This window comes from Halorubrum sp. CBA1229 (assembly GCF_003721435.2).
GTDB lineage: Archaea > Halobacteriota > Halobacteria > Halobacteriales > Haloferacaceae > Halorubrum.
On sequence record NZ_CP054585.1, the window covers coordinates 800,492 to 819,450 of the forward strand.

18 protein-coding genes and 1 pseudogene are annotated in these 18,959 nt (G+C 67.2%); 13 read left to right on the plus strand and 6 right to left on the minus strand.

Translation table 11 applies throughout. The features are described from left to right. Positions 1-465: 465 nt before the first annotated feature. From Hrr1229_RS04010 to Hrr1229_RS04020, 3 genes are all read left to right on the plus strand, one after another. The gene (locus Hrr1229_RS04010; RefSeq protein ID WP_123114079.1) at positions 466-1,047 is read left to right on the plus strand and encodes a hypothetical protein; all 582 of its coding nucleotides are present in this window, start codon (positions 466-468) and stop codon (positions 1,045-1,047) included. 152 nt (positions 1,048-1,199) lie between these two features. Next, the gene (locus tag Hrr1229_RS04015; protein WP_123114078.1) at positions 1,200-2,042 is read left to right on the plus strand and encodes a hypothetical protein; all 843 of its coding nucleotides are present in this window, start codon (positions 1,200-1,202) and stop codon (positions 2,040-2,042) included. Between the two features lie 643 nt (positions 2,043-2,685). Beyond that, positions 2,686-3,777 (plus strand): hypothetical protein, encoded by a 1,092-nt coding sequence (locus tag Hrr1229_RS04020; RefSeq protein WP_148041765.1) that lies wholly within the window; start codon positions 2,686-2,688, stop codon positions 3,775-3,777. A 59-nt stretch (positions 3,778-3,836) separates the two neighbouring features. Here Hrr1229_RS04020 and Hrr1229_RS04025 read toward each other — a convergent pair. Beyond that, positions 3,837-4,477, minus strand: a pseudogene (locus tag Hrr1229_RS04025) (IS6 family transposase). A gap of 447 nt (positions 4,478-4,924) precedes the next feature. On the opposite strand from Hrr1229_RS04025, the gene Hrr1229_RS04030 reads away from it, so the two are divergent. Continuing rightward, positions 4,925-5,569: a DUF1102 domain-containing protein gene (locus Hrr1229_RS04030; RefSeq protein ID WP_148041764.1), complete on the plus strand. Its 645-nt coding sequence runs from the start codon at positions 4,925-4,927 to the stop codon at positions 5,567-5,569. Positions 5,570-6,183: 614 nt separating this feature from the next. On the opposite strand, the gene Hrr1229_RS04035 is transcribed toward Hrr1229_RS04030, so the two are convergent. After that, entirely contained in the window at positions 6,184-6,462 is a 279-nt protein-coding gene (locus tag Hrr1229_RS04035) for a hypothetical protein (RefSeq protein WP_123114076.1), read from the minus strand. Then, on the minus strand, positions 6,440-7,042 hold the full coding sequence (locus Hrr1229_RS04040; protein ID WP_123114075.1) for a hypothetical protein: 603 nt from the start codon (positions 7,040-7,042) through the stop codon (positions 6,440-6,442). The genes Hrr1229_RS04035 and Hrr1229_RS04040 overlap by 23 nt, the downstream gene beginning before the upstream one ends. 125 nt (positions 7,043-7,167) lie before the next feature. Between Hrr1229_RS04040 and Hrr1229_RS04045 the strand changes: the two genes are divergently transcribed. Further along, positions 7,168-7,317, plus strand: coding sequence for a hypothetical protein (locus tag Hrr1229_RS04045; RefSeq protein WP_170938252.1), 150 nt, complete (start codon positions 7,168-7,170; stop codon positions 7,315-7,317). Positions 7,318-7,374: 57 nt separating this feature from the next. On the opposite strand, the gene Hrr1229_RS04050 is transcribed toward Hrr1229_RS04045, so the two are convergent. From Hrr1229_RS04050 to Hrr1229_RS04060, 3 genes are all read right to left on the minus strand, one after another. Then, positions 7,375-8,505, minus strand: coding sequence for an ABC transporter ATP-binding protein (locus Hrr1229_RS04050; protein ID WP_123114074.1), 1,131 nt, complete (start codon positions 8,503-8,505; stop codon positions 7,375-7,377). 169 nt (positions 8,506-8,674) lie between these two features. After that, positions 8,675-10,924, minus strand: coding sequence for a phosphoribosylformylglycinamidine synthase subunit PurL (gene purL, locus Hrr1229_RS04055; RefSeq protein WP_123114073.1), 2,250 nt, complete (start codon positions 10,922-10,924; stop codon positions 8,675-8,677). A 519-nt stretch (positions 10,925-11,443) separates the two neighbouring features. Then, on the minus strand, positions 11,444-11,821 hold the full coding sequence (locus Hrr1229_RS04060; RefSeq protein ID WP_123114072.1) for a hypothetical protein: 378 nt from the start codon (positions 11,819-11,821) through the stop codon (positions 11,444-11,446). Positions 11,822-12,022: 201 nt separating this feature from the next. Between Hrr1229_RS04060 and Hrr1229_RS04065 the strand changes: the two genes are divergently transcribed. From Hrr1229_RS04065 to kdgK1, 8 genes are all read left to right on the plus strand, one after another. Next, positions 12,023-13,075 carry a PAS domain-containing sensor histidine kinase gene (locus Hrr1229_RS04065; RefSeq protein WP_123114071.1) on the plus strand — a complete coding sequence of 351 codons (1,053 nt, stop codon included), beginning with the start codon at positions 12,023-12,025 and terminating at the stop codon, positions 13,073-13,075. Positions 13,076-13,162: 87 nt separating this feature from the next. Continuing rightward, on the plus strand, positions 13,163-14,239 hold the full coding sequence (locus Hrr1229_RS04070) for an MBL fold metallo-hydrolase (RefSeq protein WP_123114070.1): 1,077 nt from the start codon (positions 13,163-13,165) through the stop codon (positions 14,237-14,239). An 81-nt stretch (positions 14,240-14,320) separates the two neighbouring features. Beyond that, on the plus strand, positions 14,321-15,271 hold the full coding sequence (locus tag Hrr1229_RS04075) for a DUF4129 domain-containing protein (protein ID WP_123114069.1): 951 nt from the start codon (positions 14,321-14,323) through the stop codon (positions 15,269-15,271). Then, entirely contained in the window at positions 15,271-15,852 is a 582-nt protein-coding gene (locus Hrr1229_RS04080; RefSeq protein WP_123114068.1) for a hypothetical protein, read from the plus strand. The genes Hrr1229_RS04075 and Hrr1229_RS04080 overlap by 1 nt, the downstream gene beginning before the upstream one ends. Beyond that, entirely contained in the window at positions 15,849-17,234 is a 1,386-nt protein-coding gene (locus Hrr1229_RS04085; RefSeq protein WP_123114067.1) for a DUF58 domain-containing protein, read from the plus strand. Before Hrr1229_RS04080 ends, Hrr1229_RS04085 begins: the two co-directional genes overlap by 4 nt. Then, entirely contained in the window at positions 17,174-17,782 is a 609-nt protein-coding gene (locus Hrr1229_RS04090) for a hypothetical protein (RefSeq protein ID WP_123114066.1), read from the plus strand. Before Hrr1229_RS04085 ends, Hrr1229_RS04090 begins: the two co-directional genes overlap by 61 nt. Before the next feature lie 58 nt (positions 17,783-17,840). Then, on the plus strand, positions 17,841-17,963 hold the full coding sequence (locus Hrr1229_RS18120) for a hypothetical protein (RefSeq protein ID WP_255212555.1): 123 nt from the start codon (positions 17,841-17,843) through the stop codon (positions 17,961-17,963). Continuing rightward, entirely contained in the window at positions 17,951-18,916 is a 966-nt protein-coding gene (kdgK1, locus tag Hrr1229_RS04095; RefSeq protein WP_176329351.1) for a bifunctional 2-dehydro-3-deoxygluconokinase/2-dehydro-3-deoxygalactonokinase, read from the plus strand. The genes Hrr1229_RS18120 and kdgK1 overlap by 13 nt, the downstream gene beginning before the upstream one ends. Positions 18,917-18,959: the final 43 nt, after the last annotated feature.

Here is an 18,959-nt window from a genome sequence, read left to right on the forward strand (position 1 = left end):
GTTATCGAATACCGTTGATCGTTTGCGGCCATTCCCGATCACACCGAACTGCTATCCCATCGGGCCGGACCGCAACGTCATACTACACGAGAGTATCCCATATCGTTATGAACTGACAGAAACACTTCCGGGCGGGACTGAATATTCGACCGGCCGGTTCCGCCCTCGCCTGAACCCCGATCCGACCGCTTCAGGCCCTGCCTGAGATTAACTCGGGACGCATTCAGGGCCATCTTGAAGCGGCAATCGTTGCTGCTGAGATATTCATGTGTTTGATAAGAACTGATAAACGGCGACAAACGGATCAGTGACATCGATCCCCACAAACACTAATTTACGGGCTTTCAACCGATAATACGCCCGAATGACGTGTTCGGTACTCTGATTGTTTGAACTTCGAGAAAGTTTAGCAGATTATCATAACCATGGCATTTATGTTGGCCTATGAATATGTGTCTGACAGAAATGGCGTCGGTACAGCAGATAGACGGGGGAGGGGCAGAACCGACGACGGAGGTGTCCGAGGACGAGCTGTTCGAGGTGTTGGCGAATCAGCGCCGGCGCTTCGCGGTACACCTGTTGAAAAAAGAAGAGGACGAGACGATCGCGATCGGGGACATGGCCGAGCAGATCGCGGCCTGGGAGAACGGGATCGACACGACGGAGATCACGGGTAACGAGCGCAAGCGCGTCTACACCGCGCTCCAGCAGTCGCACCTGCCGAAGATGGACGACGCGGGCGTCGTGGAGTTCAACAAGGACCGGGGCATCGTCGAGCCGACGCCCGCGCTGCAGAACGTCGACTTATATATGGACGTCGTCGAGGGGAAGGAGATCCCTTGGAGCACCTACTATCTGGGGCTCTCGGGGGTCGCCGTCGCGCTCACCGGCGCGGTGGCGCTGGACGCGTGGCCGTTCGTGCTGCTGCCCGACATGGCGTGGACGGTCGCGATCGTCGTGGCGTTCGCGTTCTCCGCGATCGCGCACAAGTACTACACCGCGGAGATGAAGGTCGGCGAACCCGAGGAGCCGCCGGAACTCACCTGAGATCAGTGTTTCAGGCAGCGGTTTCGGGTCTTCCGGCAGCGCATAACCATAGGGTCGGAACACGTCGGATAGCGTGAACAAAGTGTGAGACACCACCGCATATGAGGCGACGAAACCTCATCCTGTTGCTTGGCGGCGCGAGCTCCAGCGCGATGAGCGTCGGTACCGGCGCGTTCAGCAGTATGGAGGCGGAGCGGGGAGTGGAGGTGAACGTCGTCGAGGACGACGAGGCGTTCGTCGGGTACGAAACGCCAAAAGAAAACAAGAACGGGAACGTTCCAGTATCTGACGGGGATCGTCTAACATTAGTGACGGTTCGGAACCGATTCAGCTCGAACCACGCGATCGGTCTGGTGGGTTTCGAGATTGACGATGACGGGAAGGATATAATTGAAGACGTCAGTATCGACGTTGAGCCACCCGACAAAAGCGAGAAAGATCCAAGTTCGATTGAGGATCTAGGAAACGAATACGACGTCCAGTCGCCTGAGAAAACTTTCAAGCCACCTGGAAAAGCACAGATCACCGCAGACATCGACGGAATTTCGTCCGGACAAACAGTCGATATCGAAGTCACGATCACGGTCAAGGGGACTGGCGTCGCAGCCCGGCTGTTCGGCGATACGCGAATGTTCACGCTCGAAGGGACCGGTCCCGCAAGAATTGACAGCCTCACGTTCAACGGTGCGCGAAACGCGAATACTGACGGCGCGTCCGGAACCTACACACTCGACTTCTGGCTCGTAAATAAGAACGACTCAGACGACTACATCACGCAAGAGCGCGAGTGGAACGGAACTGGAAACGTCAATTCAGGTAACGGTCAGGGGAACAGCGAAATCAACAATTATCGCCTCCTCGCGGTCCGATTCCATGAGACGAATCAGGCGTTTTATCGCCCAAACTGCGGCATCAACGAAACCGACCTACCGTGGAATGTAGGGACGGTTGTCGAAGCCGACGGAAACGGGAATTCCGCGTGTAATCCGAACTAAGCAGTACTAGTCGACCCATTACGACTGCGGATCGTATCTCCACTGGAATACACAAAGTGACGAGTATTGGTTCGTCTATAGCAGGTCACAGATCGTTTTTGCGGCAGCGTGCAACTCGTCTAGTTTCTACATGTTCGGCTCTGTTGAAATCCTTAAGAACTGATAGGATTGGCGTGCGAGATGAAATGCGCGTATCGGTCACGTTCTATTAGTCCAATCCCTAATGATTCTCGGACGCTGTTTTTTGTTTATTAGTTCGAATATTAGACTACCCCTGCTAGATTAGGATTGAATGGGTGGTAGTTATACTGGGTGACAACTCATCGAAACGTAGTTTCATACCCCAAAATATATTGATCGCTTCGGTTCGTGGGTATAAGCCCTGAAAGCTGTTGATTCAAATCGAGAGTAAACACCGTTTTAACGGGGTTGTTGCTAGTTTCAAGCAATCCCTGAGCCTCGAGAAGGAGAATCTGGGCACACCTGAAACTAAATAGGAGGTCCAGCGTGTCATTCAGGGCTACCAATATATTTTCACATGAGGCCTGTCATTAACGGCGGTCCTATCAGGCACCTCAATACAATATAGGGAGGTGTACATGGACGAGATGAGCGCTCCCGAAGTGGGACACTCGGTTGACTCATGCAACGACGTAAACTCCTCAAGACGGTCGGCGGTATCGGCGCGGTAGCAACAGCCAGTGGTGCAGGCATCCTCGCAACGACGGGGAGTGCGGCGGCGTCAACAGTGAACATCAGCGCCGGGAACCCCGGTACGGTCAAGAATGACCGTGGTGACCTGAGCCAGGTCACTATCGACCCTGAATTTACGGTGACTTGGGAAGACCTAGACGACTACGTGGGAAAGATATTCTACCTCGTGGAAGCGAAGGTGGGAGGCGGCGACTGGGAACCGATCTACCGAGCGACTCCGTGGATCGGTTTTGAGGTCAAGAACAATTCGTACTTTCGCGTCGAGCCAGGGACGACTGGAGAGTACCGGTTGAAGCAGCCGTTCTCGGTGGCAACGTCTCAGGACCCCCGATTCAATGACGGTGATGGTCCTGATATCAGTGCCAGCCCACTCGTCATCGCAGACGAGCAGGGGAAGCCTGACTACTCGTCTCTGTCCTTCCCCGGTGGTGTGGATATCGATTCCTTCCTGGACGGGACGAGCATTGGAGGCGCAAGTGACTACCCCGGTGCTCACGAGGACGGTGGATTCCAGAACAACTACCACGATATCGACGCTGGATACTACGGAGCGGCTTCGGACACAGCCCCGTTAGACAACGGGGACGACAACGCTGGCGAAGGCTCGACCAAGACCACGCCGGTCCAGCTTCGGTACACGTTCGAGCTCCAGCGCCCGAACCTGAGTCAGCTCAAGTACGCCATCACCACGATGTACGGCGGTCAGCGTGTTCTGGCTGACGACCAGGCGACGACGTGGGCAAGTCTCTCGGACTCCGAGAAGAAGGAGGCAGGCGCAAGCCGAATTGACGGACTCGAAGTCTCGGACATCAACGCAGGCAACTCCGAGATAGTGATGTACGGCGAGGACGGATACACCGACTTCGGTGGCGCTACTCCGTCCGGACTCTCGTACTCCCAGATGCAGAACAACGACGGCCACGTCGGTGTCATGGTCGCCACGACGAGCTTCGACGTGAGTGTGACCAACGAAGGGTCGGGCTCCGGAGTCACGGGCGACTCGAACACCGGGGCGAACTAAGGTACTGGCAAACAAGCTCTCCAGCACTTTCACATACATTAGGAAATATATCGTAGTGTTCAGATAAGCTGATTCCATGCGAAAGCGAACGATCTGAGCCACTCGTCAGCAGTTTCTGCTTCGGCGTTGCTGAAACAGTTTGAGAAACAGGTAGTTCTCCGTTTTACCTCACGAAAAACACGTTCGACGCTGTTTCGATTTCCATGTCGTTCGTGTCTGAAATCGAGGTTGTGTTTGTGACAGGCTCGCTAAAGTGATGCTGATCATCGACGAGAACAGTTGCGTCATCAATATCGTGTTTGTCACGGAGATCAGCGAAAAACAGATCTGCGAGAGCGTTATTTGTAGTTGGTTCAAACTGTGTGTGTAGCAAATCGTTTGTTTCCGGATCGACAGCAGCATACAGCCAATACTGTTCATCGTTAAGTCGAATCACTGTCTCATCGACCGCAACGTGATTTGGGCTCCGACCAGATTCCGGCTATAGATCGGCCTTGTGAACCCAGTTATGAACGGTGGAGCGAACTCGATCAACACCGAATACCTCAAGAAACGAAACAGTATTCGAAAGCGATAATCCAGCCAAATGAAGCTGAATACTGAGCTTCATCAGCAGTTTCGGTGTTGCCTCTCGCTCCACAAACTCTAAGTTGATCTCGTCTAAACAGCCGCCGAGGCGGGCGTTTTCGGGATAGGTCACTTTGAAGACGCACCGCCTCGCCTTTCAATCCTTATCTGAACACCGCCCTGCTGGTGAGGCAAAGAACTACGGAGTGAATTGCTGACTACATCCTCTGTATTCAGCAGAACGCTGAGAACATATCACCAGTTGAGGATTTCAACAGAGCCACATGTTCAGGTTATAGGATGAGATCAGGCCGGTCTGGATCACACGGGAGAGAGTCATCGAAACGCAACTGCGAGTCAGCCAGATAATCGGTTGAAGGGGCTGCTTGAAAAGCGACAGAGCAAGCCTGAATCGGGATAGAACGACTCTGAAACGTCTTCAGTACTTGCCAGACAGTCTTCTGCCGACTCATAACGATATGGGATACGTCCCATGAGTGTAGTAGAGCGACCCGGGGTGACACGGGATGTCTCGTGTCCCCGAACGCGGGTCGCGTGCGGTAACAGAGGTAGACCAACCATGGAACGACGCAAATTCATGATCGGACTTGGATCGCTCGCTGCTGGCGGGGCAGCTGCAACTGGGACGGGCGCCTTCTCAGAAGTTACGGCAACCCGTAATGCAGATGTCCAGATTGCGTACGACGGAGACGCCTACCTAGCGATGAAGCCGGATTCGGGGCCGAATGGCGATTACGCCCAGTGGGCAGGTGACGGATCTGGAACACTCACACTCGATTTTAGCGGCAGCAACAGTGATGTCACCGGTGGCGGAGCCGGTGTCAATAACCAAGCGGAGTTCCGAGCAGACCGCGTGTTCACGATCACAAACCAGGGAACGCAAGATGTCTGGGTTTGGTTTGAGGATGGTGTCCCCGATGAAGGAGATCCCTTGGACGTGGTCGGGTACCCCGGTTCAACAGATGGGCCGTTCGATATCTGGTTCTACCACTTTGAGGCACGTAGCCCAGAGCAAGCGCTTGACGGCGCTGCAGGCTATGTCAACTTAGGTCCCGGAGATAGCTCAAGGATCGGTGTCGCAATCAACACTGACGTAGATGGCAATCTCAGCGAATATACTGTCCCCGTCAAGGTGATAGCTAACGATACTCGCCCGGACGACAAGCCGACCCCTGAAGGCGTGGACAGCAAGAGCGGATTCTAAGAGACCAATAGAATCTGAGAATCACACGTATTGGAGTCAAGCACTAAGCTATTCGGCTGTTGTTTCCATATTGTTCAACAATAATTAGTATGATTAATTTCCTAGTTTCTCGTTCACAATCACGTTGATATCTCGAAGTCCACAAGTCAGGCGTACGGTCAGTATTCTTATATCAAGTCGCTACAATACGTGATCGATGGTCTTGGTGAAATGGGTTACAAAAGACAGCCTTTCTCTCCCACTCCACACCACGATCCCTCAGCGGTAATACTCGATAGCATCTCGCGCGGTTCACTGGAGGCTCCGCTCGTGGTCGTATAGCTCACACCTAGACAAAGACAGGGAGCCTCCTAACCAACGTTTCGAGTCATTAACGCACGAGTATTTATTACGGCTGGTACGTGGTGCCGGACGCATACACGAAGATCGCTAGGAATCTGGAATCGTTCGAGTAACGAGTATCAGGGCTCGTGAGAAAATCTCGGTATGGCGTCGTCGCTCCCGCTATCAGAGGAGGAAAAAGAACGAATGCGGCGCGGCCGAGTCAGTTCCAGGGTCGCGACCGACGAAGCGGATATCGACGAGATACTCTACGGCTGAGTTCTGGTGTCGATTCACTCCCCGTCCTCACCATTCCCATCGCTCTCACGTTCCGCTCGCAACGTCTCCTGCGCGAACTCCCGAATTCGCTTTTTATCATCGACGCTCACGTCGACCGCCTGTGCGCTCTCGATCTGGCCGTTCACGACCGCGTTCTGCTGTGGCCCCCACACCTCGGGCGGCTGTTCCTTTATATACTCGGCCCACCGGATCACCTGCTCGTAGCGAGGCGGTCGCTCGGGGTCGTCGTCGGCTTCGGCCGAGTCCTCTTCAGGCGTTCGTGAGTCGCTCATAGCGCTCCTCGACGTCGAGTCGTTCGACCCACGTTTCGAGTCGGTCGCGGGAAAGCGTTTCTCCGAAGACGGTGTAGAGGTGCGCGGCGTCCTCGAGGTCGGTGCGACCGCCGAGCGAGAGCTTGTACGCGATCTGGAGTTCGAGCGGGCCGATGGGGACCGTGTGGCCGCCGACGTGCGCGTCCACCGCGTTCGCGAGGGACGCGTCGTCGAACTCGTCGCTCGGGAACTTCACTTCGAGGTGGGGCGTCATCTCGCCGTCCGGAGCGACCCAGATGTTCGTCTCGTTGGAGAGATTCCCGTACGTCTCGGAGAGCGGCATCGCGGGGCCCCAGTACCCCTCGCGTTCCAGCTCGGCGACGAGCCCGTCGATCCGCTCGGCCGAACAGCGCTCGATGAACACGTCGATGTCCTCGGTCGACCGCGACCGACCGGCGAGGATCGCGACGTAGCCGGCGACGAAGACGTGGTCGATGTCGAACCGAGAGAGGATCTCGGAGAAGCCGACCGCGAGCTCGTCGAGTCGATTCGGCTCGCGGTCGACGACGAGCCCCCGATCGGTGAGTTCGACGCCGGTCATACGGGCCGATTCGCGCGATGGCGGATAAATCTCCCCGACGAACCCTCCGGGAACTGCGCGATCGGGCGTCGTATCCGCCGCCCGGTTCAGATGCGCTTATATGTCCGCCGTACTGACCCTCGCACATGGACGACCACTCACACGAGCCCGACCCGGACGAGCGCGTGACCGCCCCCATGCAGGAGTTCGGCAGCCGCGAGGTCGGCATCGGCGCGGCGGTGACCCTCGTCGGCCTGCTGGTCGCGTACGTCCTCCCCTTCCTGTTCAGCTTCTGAGCGACACGCGTCGCTTCCCGATTTAAAAGACACGACGAACCGCCGCCAGCGACGCGCTTACCGCGGGTACCAGGCCAGCGGGTGGTCGGCGGTCAGCTCTAAGCTCACGGGCTCGTCGAGCCCGAACTCCTCGACGTGGTTGTGCAGGCAGTGGACCGTGTCGCCGGTCTCCAGCTCCACCCGGTAGACGAACGAGGGGCCGACGTACTGCCGCGAGACGATGACCCCGTCGGCCAGCTCAGGGCTCGCGGGCGTCGCTCGGAGGTCGTCCGGGCGCACCAAGACGTCGACGGGCGCGCCGTCGTAGACGGTGTCGTACCCCTCCAGCGTGACGGCGTCAAACCGGCCGATCCCGGTCTCGACCTTCCCGTCGCGGAGCTCGCCCTCGAGGAACGACGCGCGCCCGAGGAAGGAGGCGACGAACTTCGACTCGGGGCGCTCGAACACCTGCTCGGGGCGGCCGACCTGCTCGATCTTCCCCTCGTTCATGACGGCGACGCGGTCGGAGATGGAGAGCGCCTCCTCCTGGTCGTGGGTGACGGAGACGGCGGTGACGCCGGCCTCCTTCAGGATCTGCCGCACCTCCTCGCGCATCTCCACGCGGAGCCGGACGTCGAGGTTCGAGAACGGCTCATCGAGGAGGAGCACCTCGGGCTCGGGCGCGAGCGACCGGGCGAGCGCGACGCGCTGCTTCTGCCCGCCGGAGAGCTGGTCGGGCGTCTTCTCGCCGTGCTCGGGCATGTCGACGAGGTCGAGCAGCTCGTCGACGCGGGCCGCGGTCGCCGCCTCGTCGGCGTCGGAGAGCCCGAAGGCGATGTTCTCGCGAACGGTGAGGTGCGGGAACAGCGCGAAGTTCTGGAAGACGATCCCGACGTCGCGCTGCTCGGGCGCGACGAACCCGCCGTCGCCGGCGACGGTCTCGCCGCCGAGGGTGATCTCCCCCTCCGTCGGCTCCTCTAAGCCGGCGATGGTCCGGAGGGTCGTCGTCTTCCCGCAGCCGGAGGGCCCGAGGAAGGTGAGGAGCTCGCCCGGCTCGACGTCGAGCGAAACCCCGTCGACCGCGGTCTCGGGGCCGAACTCCTTGGTCACGTCCGACAGCGACAACACCGGGTCGGGCGACGGGTCCGCGGGCGACCCGCTCTCCGTATCGCTCGACTGCCTCGTGCCGACTGGTTGCGTTTGAGCCATCGGTGAATCGGGCGCCGAGTCGACCGGCGTCCCGTGGTTGCCCCTAGGTATTTTAGGAACACCTAAAAGCGTATCGCTCGCTTTCGCGCGGCGGAAATCGGGAGCGGGAGCGCGTCTCGGGGCGAGACGGACGCGTCTCGGCGAGAGTCGAGCGCGTCTCGGCGCCTCGTCAGGCCAGTTCGCGCTCGATCACGCCGCGGAGCTCGCGGATCGCGTCGGCGTCGACTGCGGTCGACTCGCCGCCGACCGACAGCGAGAGCGTCCCGTCCGTCGTCACGTCGCCGAGCCGGTGCACGGGAAGCTCGCCCGCGGCCTCGGCGACCGCCTCGGGGTCGGTCGTCTGCACGACGAGGCGGCCGGGCGTCTCGTCGAACGCCGCGACGCGGTCGGGGAGACGAACGTCGGCGCCGGCCGCGTCGGTCACCAGCTCGGCGAGCGCGACCGCGAGCCCGCCGTCGCTCACGTCGTGGGCCGCGAGCGTCGACTCGTCCCGGGCGACCGCCGCGAGCGACGCGACGCGGTCGGCGAGGGCGACGCCGTCCGACTCGTCCGGCAGGTCCGGGAACCGGTCCGTCCCGCCCGCCTGCGCGAGGTACTCGGAGCCGCCGAGCGCGTCGCCGCCGGCGCCGACCAACAGGAGCTCGGAGTCGTCGGCGCGCTCGGCATCGAGCGCCGCCGACGGGGCGTCGTACCCGCGCTTCGTCCCGATCAGCGCGAGCGTCGGCGTCGGCGGGATCGGCCCCTCGACGCTGTCGTTGTACAGCGAGACGTTGCCGCCGACCACGGGGGTGTCGAGGGCGGCGCAGGCGTCGGCGAGGCCGTCGACAATCCCCTTGAATCCGCCGTACACGTCCGGCTTCTCCGGGTTGCCGCCGTTGAGGCAGTCGACCGCCGCGAGCGGGACCGCGCCCTTCGCGGCGAGGTTGGTCGCGTTCTCTACGGCGACCGCGCGGGCCCCCTCGTACGGGGCGGCCGCGGTCCAGTTCGGGTTCGCGCCCGAGGAGAGCGCGAGGCCGACCCCCTGTTCGTCGGGATCGAGCGCGGCGGCCGCCTCGTCGTCCGCCGCGGTCTCCCGGATCGCCATGATTGCGGCGTCGTCACCGGGCTTCACGGCGGTGCGCGCGCCGACCTCGTGGTCGTACTGGCGGTACACCCAACGCTTGCTCGCGGTCGACGGGGCCGAGACGACCGACTCGACCGCGTCGCCGAGGGCCGGCTCTGGGTCGGGCAGGTCGCGGTCAGGCTGCGTCGGCGCCTCGCTCGGGAGGTCGTTCATCGGCGCGCCGTCGGCGAGGTACTCGGCGTCGACGTCGACGACGGTCTCGCTCTCGTCGCCGTCGCCCGCGAACTCGCAGACGTAGTTCCCGTCGGTCACCTCGCCGATGACGGAGCAGCCGAGGTCGAAGCGGTCGGCGAGCGCGGAGACGCGGTCGACGTCGTCGGGGGCGACCTCGTAACACATCCGCTCCTGGCTCTCGGCGAGCAGGATCTCGGTCGCGTTCATGTTCGGCTCGCGCTGGTGGACGCGGTCGAGGTCGATGCGGGCGCCGAGCCCGCCCTTCGCGACGAGCTCGGAGGAGGCGCCGCCGAGCCCGGCCGCGCCGAGGTCGCGGGCCGACAGGATCAGGTCCTCGTCGACCAGCGCCTCGTTGCACTCGATCAGCCGCTTCTCGGCGTAGGGGTCGCCGACCTGCACCGCGGGGCGGTCCTCCGTCTCGGCGTCCTCCGCGAGGTCCTCGCTGGCGAAGGAGGCGCCGCCGAGCCCGTCGCGGCCGGTGCCGTTGCCGACGAGGACGAGCTTGTTTCCGGGCTCCTGAGCGGTCGCGGTCACCAGCCGGTCCTCGTTCGTGAGGCCGACGCAGGCGACGTTGACGAGGGGGTTCCCCTCGTAGCCGCCGTGGAAGGCGACGCTGCCGCCGACGGTGGGGACGCCGATGCAGTTGCCGTAGTGGGAGATCCCCTCGACGACGCCCTCGAAGAGGTACCGCGAGCGCTCGCGGTCGAAGCCGCCGAAGTATAACGAGTCGAGTAAGGCGATCGGGTACGCGCCCATGCTCATCGTGTCGCGGACGATGCCGCCGACCCCCGTCGCGGCCCCGTCGAACGGGTCGACGAAGGAGGGGTGGTTGTGGCTCTCGACGCCGAAGGTGACGTACTGGTCGCCGTAGTCGTCGGCGTCGCGGTCGGCCGCGGGGGCGTTCGCGGCGTCCGGCTCGGGGAGCGCGAGGACGGCGGCGTCGTCGCCGGGACCGACGACGACCTGGTCGCCCTCGCTCTCGAACGCCGACAGCAGGGGCCGCGAGGAGCGGTACGCGCAGTGCTCGCTCCAGAGGTTCTCGAACAGCGCGGCCTCGGCCGTCGTCGGCTCCCGACCGAGCTCGGCGACCACGAGCTCGCGGTCCGGTTCGGACAGACTCATTCACTTACGTGGTTACCGAGCCCGTTCTAATGCTTTTCTATGTGCACGTTCGTGTGGTTCGATCCCGACGGCCGACGTTTGGGGTACGCCATGATCGTTCATCGAACCGACCGGCGCGCGCCTCCGAGCGGCCGTTTTTAAACGGCCGCGAGGAGCGCGTGCGAGGGAGTCGCTGGCACCCTCCGCTTCGCGTCGGGTGCCAGCGACGAGGCTGGGGAGGCGTGAGGCTGCGGTCGCTGTGCGGGGCGGGGCTCAAAGGGGCAGCCGCGAGGACGGCGCAGGCGACGCAAGCACCGCAACGAGGGAGCGAACGAAGTGAGCGACCGAGTGAGGAGCGCAGCGAGCGTGCGCCGTCCTCGCGGCTGGGGCTTTGGCGGTGGTCGCCGACGATCCGTCAGCAACGACGTACAGCCGATCGGCTGGGGCTTTGGAGAGGTTCACCGACGACCCGGTCTCACACGTTTATAAACGAGCGCCCGAGACTTCGGTGAGGATCACCGTCGCTCCGACGGCATCCATTTATAAACCGACGACTGCCACACCGTAGATCACGACAGCGCCGACGACGGCGGCGGCAAGCGACTTCGCGTTCAGCCGGATCGCGCGCTTCCGGTCGGCGGCCAGCGCCGCCTCGTCGAGGACCTGGTTCGTCCCGTCGCCGACGTCGAAGACGCCGATGCCCGCGAAGCCGACGCAGAACCGCTCGCGGTACTGGAGGTAGCCCATCGCGGCGCCGTACAGGGGGAACACCGAGAGCAGCAGCGTCCAGCGCGGCCAGCCGACCGCGACGGCGGCGGCGACGAGGAGAGCCGCGAGGAGGAGGGAGGCGGTCCCGAGGAGGAGTCGCCGTCGCTGTTGGGCCGGTCCGATGTTGCACACGCCCGGTTGGTACTCCATGCGATCGGATGGGCCCGCGGCGACGAAAACGCACCGGATCCGGGCGGGACCCACACCGAATCCGTGCGAGACTCACATCCGATCCGCGCGGGGCTCAAGCCGTATCGACACCGAGCGCGCCCGAAACGACTGCCGAGCGAGCCGACGACCGTGACGGCCCATTTATTACCGAACGGGTGAAACGATCGGGCGAGTAGAGCCATGACGGAACGGTCACCCCGGGACAGGGAGATACGGCGGTACGAGACGATCCTCGAGTCGCTCGACGACGCCGTCTACGCCGTGCGTCCCGACGGGACCATCGCGTACGTCAACGAGCGCTACGCCGAGATGAAAGGCGTGAGCCGCGAGGAGCTGATCGGCACGGAAATCTACGACTGGGTGACCGAGGAGGCCGCGGAGAAGGCGAAGCAGGTACGCCGCGAGATCGAGGCCGGAGAGCGGGACGCCGGGACGGTGGAGTACGAGTTCCTCACCGCGGAGGGCGAGCGGTTCCCGGTGGAGATGCGGTTCAATCGGCTCGCGGGCGAGGGGGAGGACGGCGAGGGAGACAGCGGCGACGCGTCCGACCTCGACCGCGTCGGCGTCATCCGCGACGTCAGCGATCGGAAGCGCCGCGAGGAGGCGCTGCAAACGAAGAACGAGCGGTTAGAGGAGTTCGCGAGCATCGTCTCGCACGACCTCCGGAACCCCCTCAGCGTCGCCGAGGGGCGACTGGACCTCGCCCGGGAGGAGTGCGACTCCGAGCACCTCGACCACGTCGCCCGGGCCCACGAGCGCATGGACTCCCTCATCGACGACCTGCTGACGCTCGCGCGCGACGGCGAGGGCGTCGAGGAGCCGGAGAAGGTCTCACTCGACGAACTCGCCAAGGAGTGCTGGGAGGGAGTCGAGACCGCCGACGCGACGCTCCGGGTCGACACGGACCGCGCGATCCGCGCCGACCGGAGCCGCCTCAGGCAGATCTTCGAGAACCTCGTCCGAAACGCGATCGAGCACGCGGGCGAGGACGTCACGGTCACCGTCGGCGACGTCGGCGGCGGCTTCTACGTCGCCGACGACGGCCCGGGAATCCCCGAGGGCGAGCGCGAGGCGGTGTTCGAGGCGGGGTACAGCACGAACGACGACGGGACCGGCTTCGGGCTGGAGATCGTCGAGGCCGTCGCGGCGGCCCACGGCTGGGAGGTGCGCGTCACCGAGAGCGCCGACGGCGGCGCCCGCTTCGAGTTCTCCGGCGTCGACGTGCTCGACTGAGTCGGAGCGGACCGCTCGGGCCGACGCCGCCCGTCCGCGATTTTCCGCGGAGGTAACCCTCAAATGCGCGCCCGACGAGGAGACGGTGTGAACCGGATCCAGCTCGGCAACACCGTGTTCGAGGGCGAGAACGACGTCTACCTGCTCGACGGCGAGACGACCGCGCTGGTCGACACCGGCGTCGCGCTCCCGGACGTCCGCGCCGACCTGGAGGCCGGCCTCGCCGACCACGGCGTCGACTTCGCCGACGTCGACGAGGTCGTCCTGACGCACTGGCACCCCGACCACGCGGGACTGGCCGGCGAGGTCCAGGCCGCGGGCGGCGCCGACGTGTTCGTCCACGAGGCCGACGCGCCCCTCGTCGACGGGACGGAGACGCCGCTCACGGCCGACCCCGACCTCCAGCGCGAGACGTTCGAGCGGTGGGGGCTCCCCGAGGTCGACCAGAAGCGGCTCCGCGACTTCTTCGACGCGGTGAGCGCCGACCTCAGCGGCCGCCCCGCCGACGTCACGACCGTCGCCGACGGCGACGCGATCGAGGCGGGCGGCGTCGCGCTGGAGGCCGTCCACCTGCCGGGCCACACCGCCGGGCTCACCGGGTTCGCGTTCGACCCGCGCGAGGTCCCGGACCACGAGCCGGTGGGGCGGGCGGGGCGGGACACGCGGAAGGGATCTGCAGCCCCCGCGGAGCTGTTCGCCGGCGACGCGCTCCTCCCGAAGTACACCCCGAACGTCGGCGGCGCGGACGTCCGGGTCGACGCGCCCCTCGCGGCGTACGCCCGGAGCCTCGCGCGGATCGTCGAGCGCGACTTCGACGCGGCGCACCCGGGGCACCGCGAGCGGATCGACGACCCGAGCCGGCGGGCCGCGACGATCCTCGACCACCACCGCCACCGGACGCGGCGCGTCCTCGACGTCCTCGCCGACGGCGGCCCCGCGACGGCGTGGGAGGTGTCGGCCGAGCTGTTCGGCGACTTAGTCGACATCCACGTGCTCCACGGGCCGGGCGAGGCGTTCGCGCACCTCGACCACCTCGCCGACGCGGGGGTCGTCGAGCGCGACGGGACCGACTACCGCCTCGTCGACCCGGATCCCGACGTCGACGCGCTGTTCCCGACGACGCCCCTCGACGACGCCGTCGACGGGAGTGGGACGGCGGAGTGATCCCTCTCGTCGTCGGGAGCGAAACAGCGGAGTGACCGCCGCCGTCGAAAGCTATTCGTTCGACACGGCGTATCCACGGACGTGAATCGGGACACCCTCGCTGCGGTCCTCCTCGCCCTCCTCGCGGTCGTCGCGCTCGGCGTCGCCGCGGCGACCCTCGACTCCGCCGTGAGCCTCGGCGGCGGCGGGTTCGGCGTCGCCGGCGACGGCGGCGGCCCGACCGGGGAGAGCGGCGACGTCGGCGCGTCGCCAGCCCCGAGCGGCGGGGGTGCCCTCTCCCTCCCGCCCGCGTGCTACGAGTTCCTCCGCGAGCCCCCGGCGCTCGCGGCGTTCGCCGCCGTCCTCCTCGCGCTCGCGTGGTTCGTGTACCGGGACACCGGGTCGAGGCTGGCCGCGGGCGCCGTCGCCGCGTCGATGGGGTTCCCGGTCGCCGCGCTGGGGTGGCTGCTCTCGGCCTGCCGGCCGGTCGACCAGGGATTCGAGTTCGAGCGCGGCGCGGCCGTCGCCGGCGAGGGCGGGCTCCTGCCGCAGGGCGGCGGCGGAGCCGGCGCGGGGGGCGGCGAGGGAGCCGCCTCGGCGCCGGAGCTGCTGTTCGCCGCGGTCGTCGTCGCCGCGCTCGTCGCGAGCGTCGCCGTCCTCCTCGCGGCCGGCGGCGACGACGAGGCGGACGCCGGCGAGGCCGGGGCCGGAGGCGAGGACGAGCCTGGGCCGGCCGATCCGGACCTCCGAGAGGTCGGGCGGGCCGCCGGCGAAGCGGCCGACCGGATCGAGCGGTCCGACGCCGACAACGAGGTGTACCGCGCGTGGCGCGACATGACCGAGGCCCTCGACGTGGACCGCCCCGCCTCCTCGACGCCCGCCGAGTTCGCGGCCGCCGCCGTCGACGCCGGCGTCGACGAGGACCCGGTCGCGGACCTCACCGCCGTCTTCGAGCGGGTGCGATACGGGGGCGAGGACGCGACCGCGGAGCGCGAGCGCCGGGCCGCGGACGCCCTCCGCCGGATCGAGGAGCGCCACGGGGGTGCGGAGTAGTGGTCCGGCCACTCGTCGCCGTCGGCGTGGCGGCGGTCGCGGTCGGCTTCGTCGCCGCCGTCGACCGCGGGGTCGCGGCCGCGCTGGACCCCTCGACGACCGTCGTCACGCTGATCGGCGCGCTCGGCGCGGTCCAGGGCCTCAGGTACGCGAACGCCCGTCGCAACCGGACGCGCGAGGCGGCCGCCCCGGGTGACCCGGAGCGGCGGGCGCCGGCGTCGGTTCCCGGCGCCGACCTCGACGAGCGCATCGAGCGGGCGACCGGCCCCGCGCTCGGCGGCCACCGGGCCCGCCGGGAGGTCCGCGACCGAGTTCGCGAGCTCGCGGTCGCGGCCGTCGCCCGCGACCGGAACGCGCCGACCGACGCGGCCGAGGACCTCGTCGAGACGGGCGAGTGGACCGACGACGCGACCGCCGCGGCGTTCCTCGCGCCGCGGTCGTCGTACCCGGTCCGGGTCCGCGTCCGGGCGATGGTCTCGGGGCGCTCGCGCTACGAGTCCGGCCTCCGGGCCGCGGTCGACGCGCTCGACCGACTGGAAGACGGCGAGCCGGAGGACTGCGAGTCGGAGGCCGAGCGATGAGCGAGAGCGGCGGTTCGGCGACTGACGGCGAGCCAGCGGAGCGCGGAGGGGCCGCGGAGGGCGGGGGGGCCGCGGAGGGCGCGGAGGCCGCGGCGACCGAACGCAGCGTCCGCCGCGAGGCGGAGACGGGCCGCTGGGACGGGGTCCGCGGGGCGGCGCTCGCACTCGTCGGCGTCGGGGTCGTGGCCCGACGGCCGGGACTCGTGCTCCTCGGCGCGGTCGGGGTGGGCTACGCACTCTACGCCGGCGTCGGCGAGGCGCCGGCCGCGGCGCTCGACGTGACCCGAACCGTGAGCGACGCGACGCCCGAGCCGGGCGACGAGGTGACCGTCGCGGTCCGGGCGCGCAACGTCGGGGACGCGTCCCTCGCCGACCTCCGACTCGTCGACGGGGTGCCGCCGGGGCTGGAGGTCGTCGACGGTCCCGCTCGGGTCGCGACCGCGCTCCGCCCGGGCGCGGCGGTCGCGTTCGAGTACGCGGTGCGCGCGAGCCGCGGCGAACACGAGTGGGAATCGGTCACGGCGATCACCCGGAACCCGTCCGGGTCGCGCGAGCGGACGACCGCGATCGAGCCGGCCGACCCCGCGCGGGTCGTCTGCACCCCGGAGCTGGCCGCCGGCGGCGACCTCCCCCTCCGGGGGCTGACGACGCGCTCGCACGGGCGGATGCCGACCGACGTGGGCGGGGCGGGCGTGGAGTTCCACGCCACCCGCGAGTACCGCCGCGGCGACCCCCTCAAGCGAGTCGACTGGAACCGCCGGGCGCGGACGGGGGAGCTGGCCACCGTGGAGCTCCGCGAGGAGCGCGCCGCGACCGTCGTCCTCCTAGTCGACGCGCGAGATACCGCGTACGCCGCGGCCGAGCCGGCGGCGGAGACCGGGGTCGAGGCGAGCGTCGGCGCCGCCGGGCAGGCGTTCCGCGCGCTCCTCGACGGCGGCGACCGCGTCGGGATCGCGGCGCTCGGCCCCGTCGACTGCTGGCTCGCCCCGGGCGCCGGCACGGCCCACGCCGCGCGGGGCCGCGAGACGCTGGCGACCGACCCCGCGCTGGCGCCGACGCCCAGCGGGGACCGCTTCTACCGGTCGCTGTGGCTCCGCCGGTTCCGGCGGCGGCTCCCGGCCGACGCTCAGGTGCTCTTCTTCACGCCCCTCGTCGACGACGCGGCCGCGTCGCTCGCGCGCCGGATCGACGCGCACGGCCACCTCGTCACCGTCCTCTCGCCCGACGTCACGGCGAGCGGGACCGCCGGCGAGCGGCTCGTCGGCTTCGAGCGCCGCGAGCGGCTCCGCGAGCTCCGGTCGGCCGGGATCCGCGCGGTCGAGTGGGGCGGGGAATCGTTCCCCGTCGCGGTCGCCCGGGCGACGAACAGGTGGTCGCCGTGAGCGCCGGCGTCGCTCCCGACGACGGCGACGACGCGAACGTCCCGACCGACCCCCGGCCGGAGCGCGACCCCCGGCCGCCGACGCTCGCCGTCGTGGTGAGCCTGGCCGCGGCCGCGGTCGCGAGCCTCGCGGCCCTGATCGCCGCGCCGACCGGGGGCGCCCTCCTCGCGGCCGCGACGGTCGGCCTCCTCGCTGGAGCGCTCCGCCGGTCGCACCGGGTCCTCTCGTGGGCGGCCGGGATCGGGGTCGTCGGGCTCGCCGTCGCGGGGTATCGCGGCGGCGGCGTCGAGGCGCTGCTCGTCGGGGGGGTCGCGCTCGCGGTCGCGTGGGACGCGGCGGACCACGGGCTCTCCGTCGGCGAACAGGTCGGCCGCGAGGCCCGCACCGGTCGGAACGTCGCGGTCCACGCGGGGACGACGCTGCTCGCGGGGGCGCTCTCGGTCGGCGTCGTCTACGGGGTCTACCTCGCCGCCGCCGGGTCGCAGCCGGTCGCGGCCCTCGCGCTGCTGCTGTTCGGGGCGGTGGCGCTGGCGTCGGCGCTGCGGTGACGCGGTGCTGGCGTCGGCGATCGCTTGCCCTTTTATACTCCGACGCCGACGCTCCGGTATGCACACTGCAGCGACCGCGACGGCCGTGGCGATCGCGGCGACCGCGGCGACCGCGACGACGGCGGTGACAGCGGCGGGCGCGCGGGCCGCGACGGCGGGGCCGGCGGGGTGGTCGGCGTGACGGACCTCGTGACGTTCGGCGAGACGATGCTCCGGCTCTCGCCGCCGCGCGGCGTCCGGCTGGAGACCGCCCGGAACCTCGGCGTCCAGGCGGGCGGGGCGGAGAGCAACGTGGCGGTCGGCGCGGCGCGGCTCGGCGCGGACGCCGTCTGGCTCTCCAAGCTCCCGGAGTCGCCGCTCGGCCGGCGGGTCGTGAGCGAGCTCCGAAGCCACGGCGTCCGGACCGGCGTCGCGTGGGACGACCCCGAGTCGAGCCGCGTCGGGACGTATTACCTCGAACACGGCGGCGAGCCGCGCGGGACCACGGTGATCTACGACCGCGCCGACGCCGCGATCACGACGGTCGAGCCCGGCGAGCTGCCGACCGCCGCCCTGGAGTCGGCGGACCGCTTCCACACGACCGGGATCACCCCGGCGCTCTCCGACCGGGCCGCGGAGACGACGACCGCGCTGCTCCGCGCCGCGGGCGAGGCCGGGGCGACCCGCTCGTTCGACCTGAACTACCGGGCGAAGCTCTGGGACCCCGAGACGGCGCGGGCGGCGTACGAGGAGCTGTTCGCGCACGTCGACACGCTGTTCGTCCCGCGGCGGGACGCCCGCGAGGTGCTGGGCCGCGAGGGCGACGCGGTAGAGATCGCCCACGGGCTCGCCGCCGAGTTCGACTTCACCACCGTCGTCGTCACGCGGGGCGCCGAGGGGGCGGTGGCCCTGCGGAACGGCGCGGTGTACGAGCAGGGCGTCTACGACGCGGAGACGTTCGACGCGATCGGCACCGGCGACGCGTTCGTCGCGGGCTACCTCGCGAAGCGGCTCGACGGCGGGGACGTCGCCGACGGGCTGGAGTGGGCGGCCGCGGCCGCCGCCCTGAAGCGCACCGTCGACGGCGACCTCGCCGTGATCTCCCCCGAGGACGTCGCCGCCGTCGTCGACGGCGCCGGCGGGATCGACCGGTAGCGGTCGGCTCCGTTCTCGCCGCCGACGACGCCGGTTCCGTCGT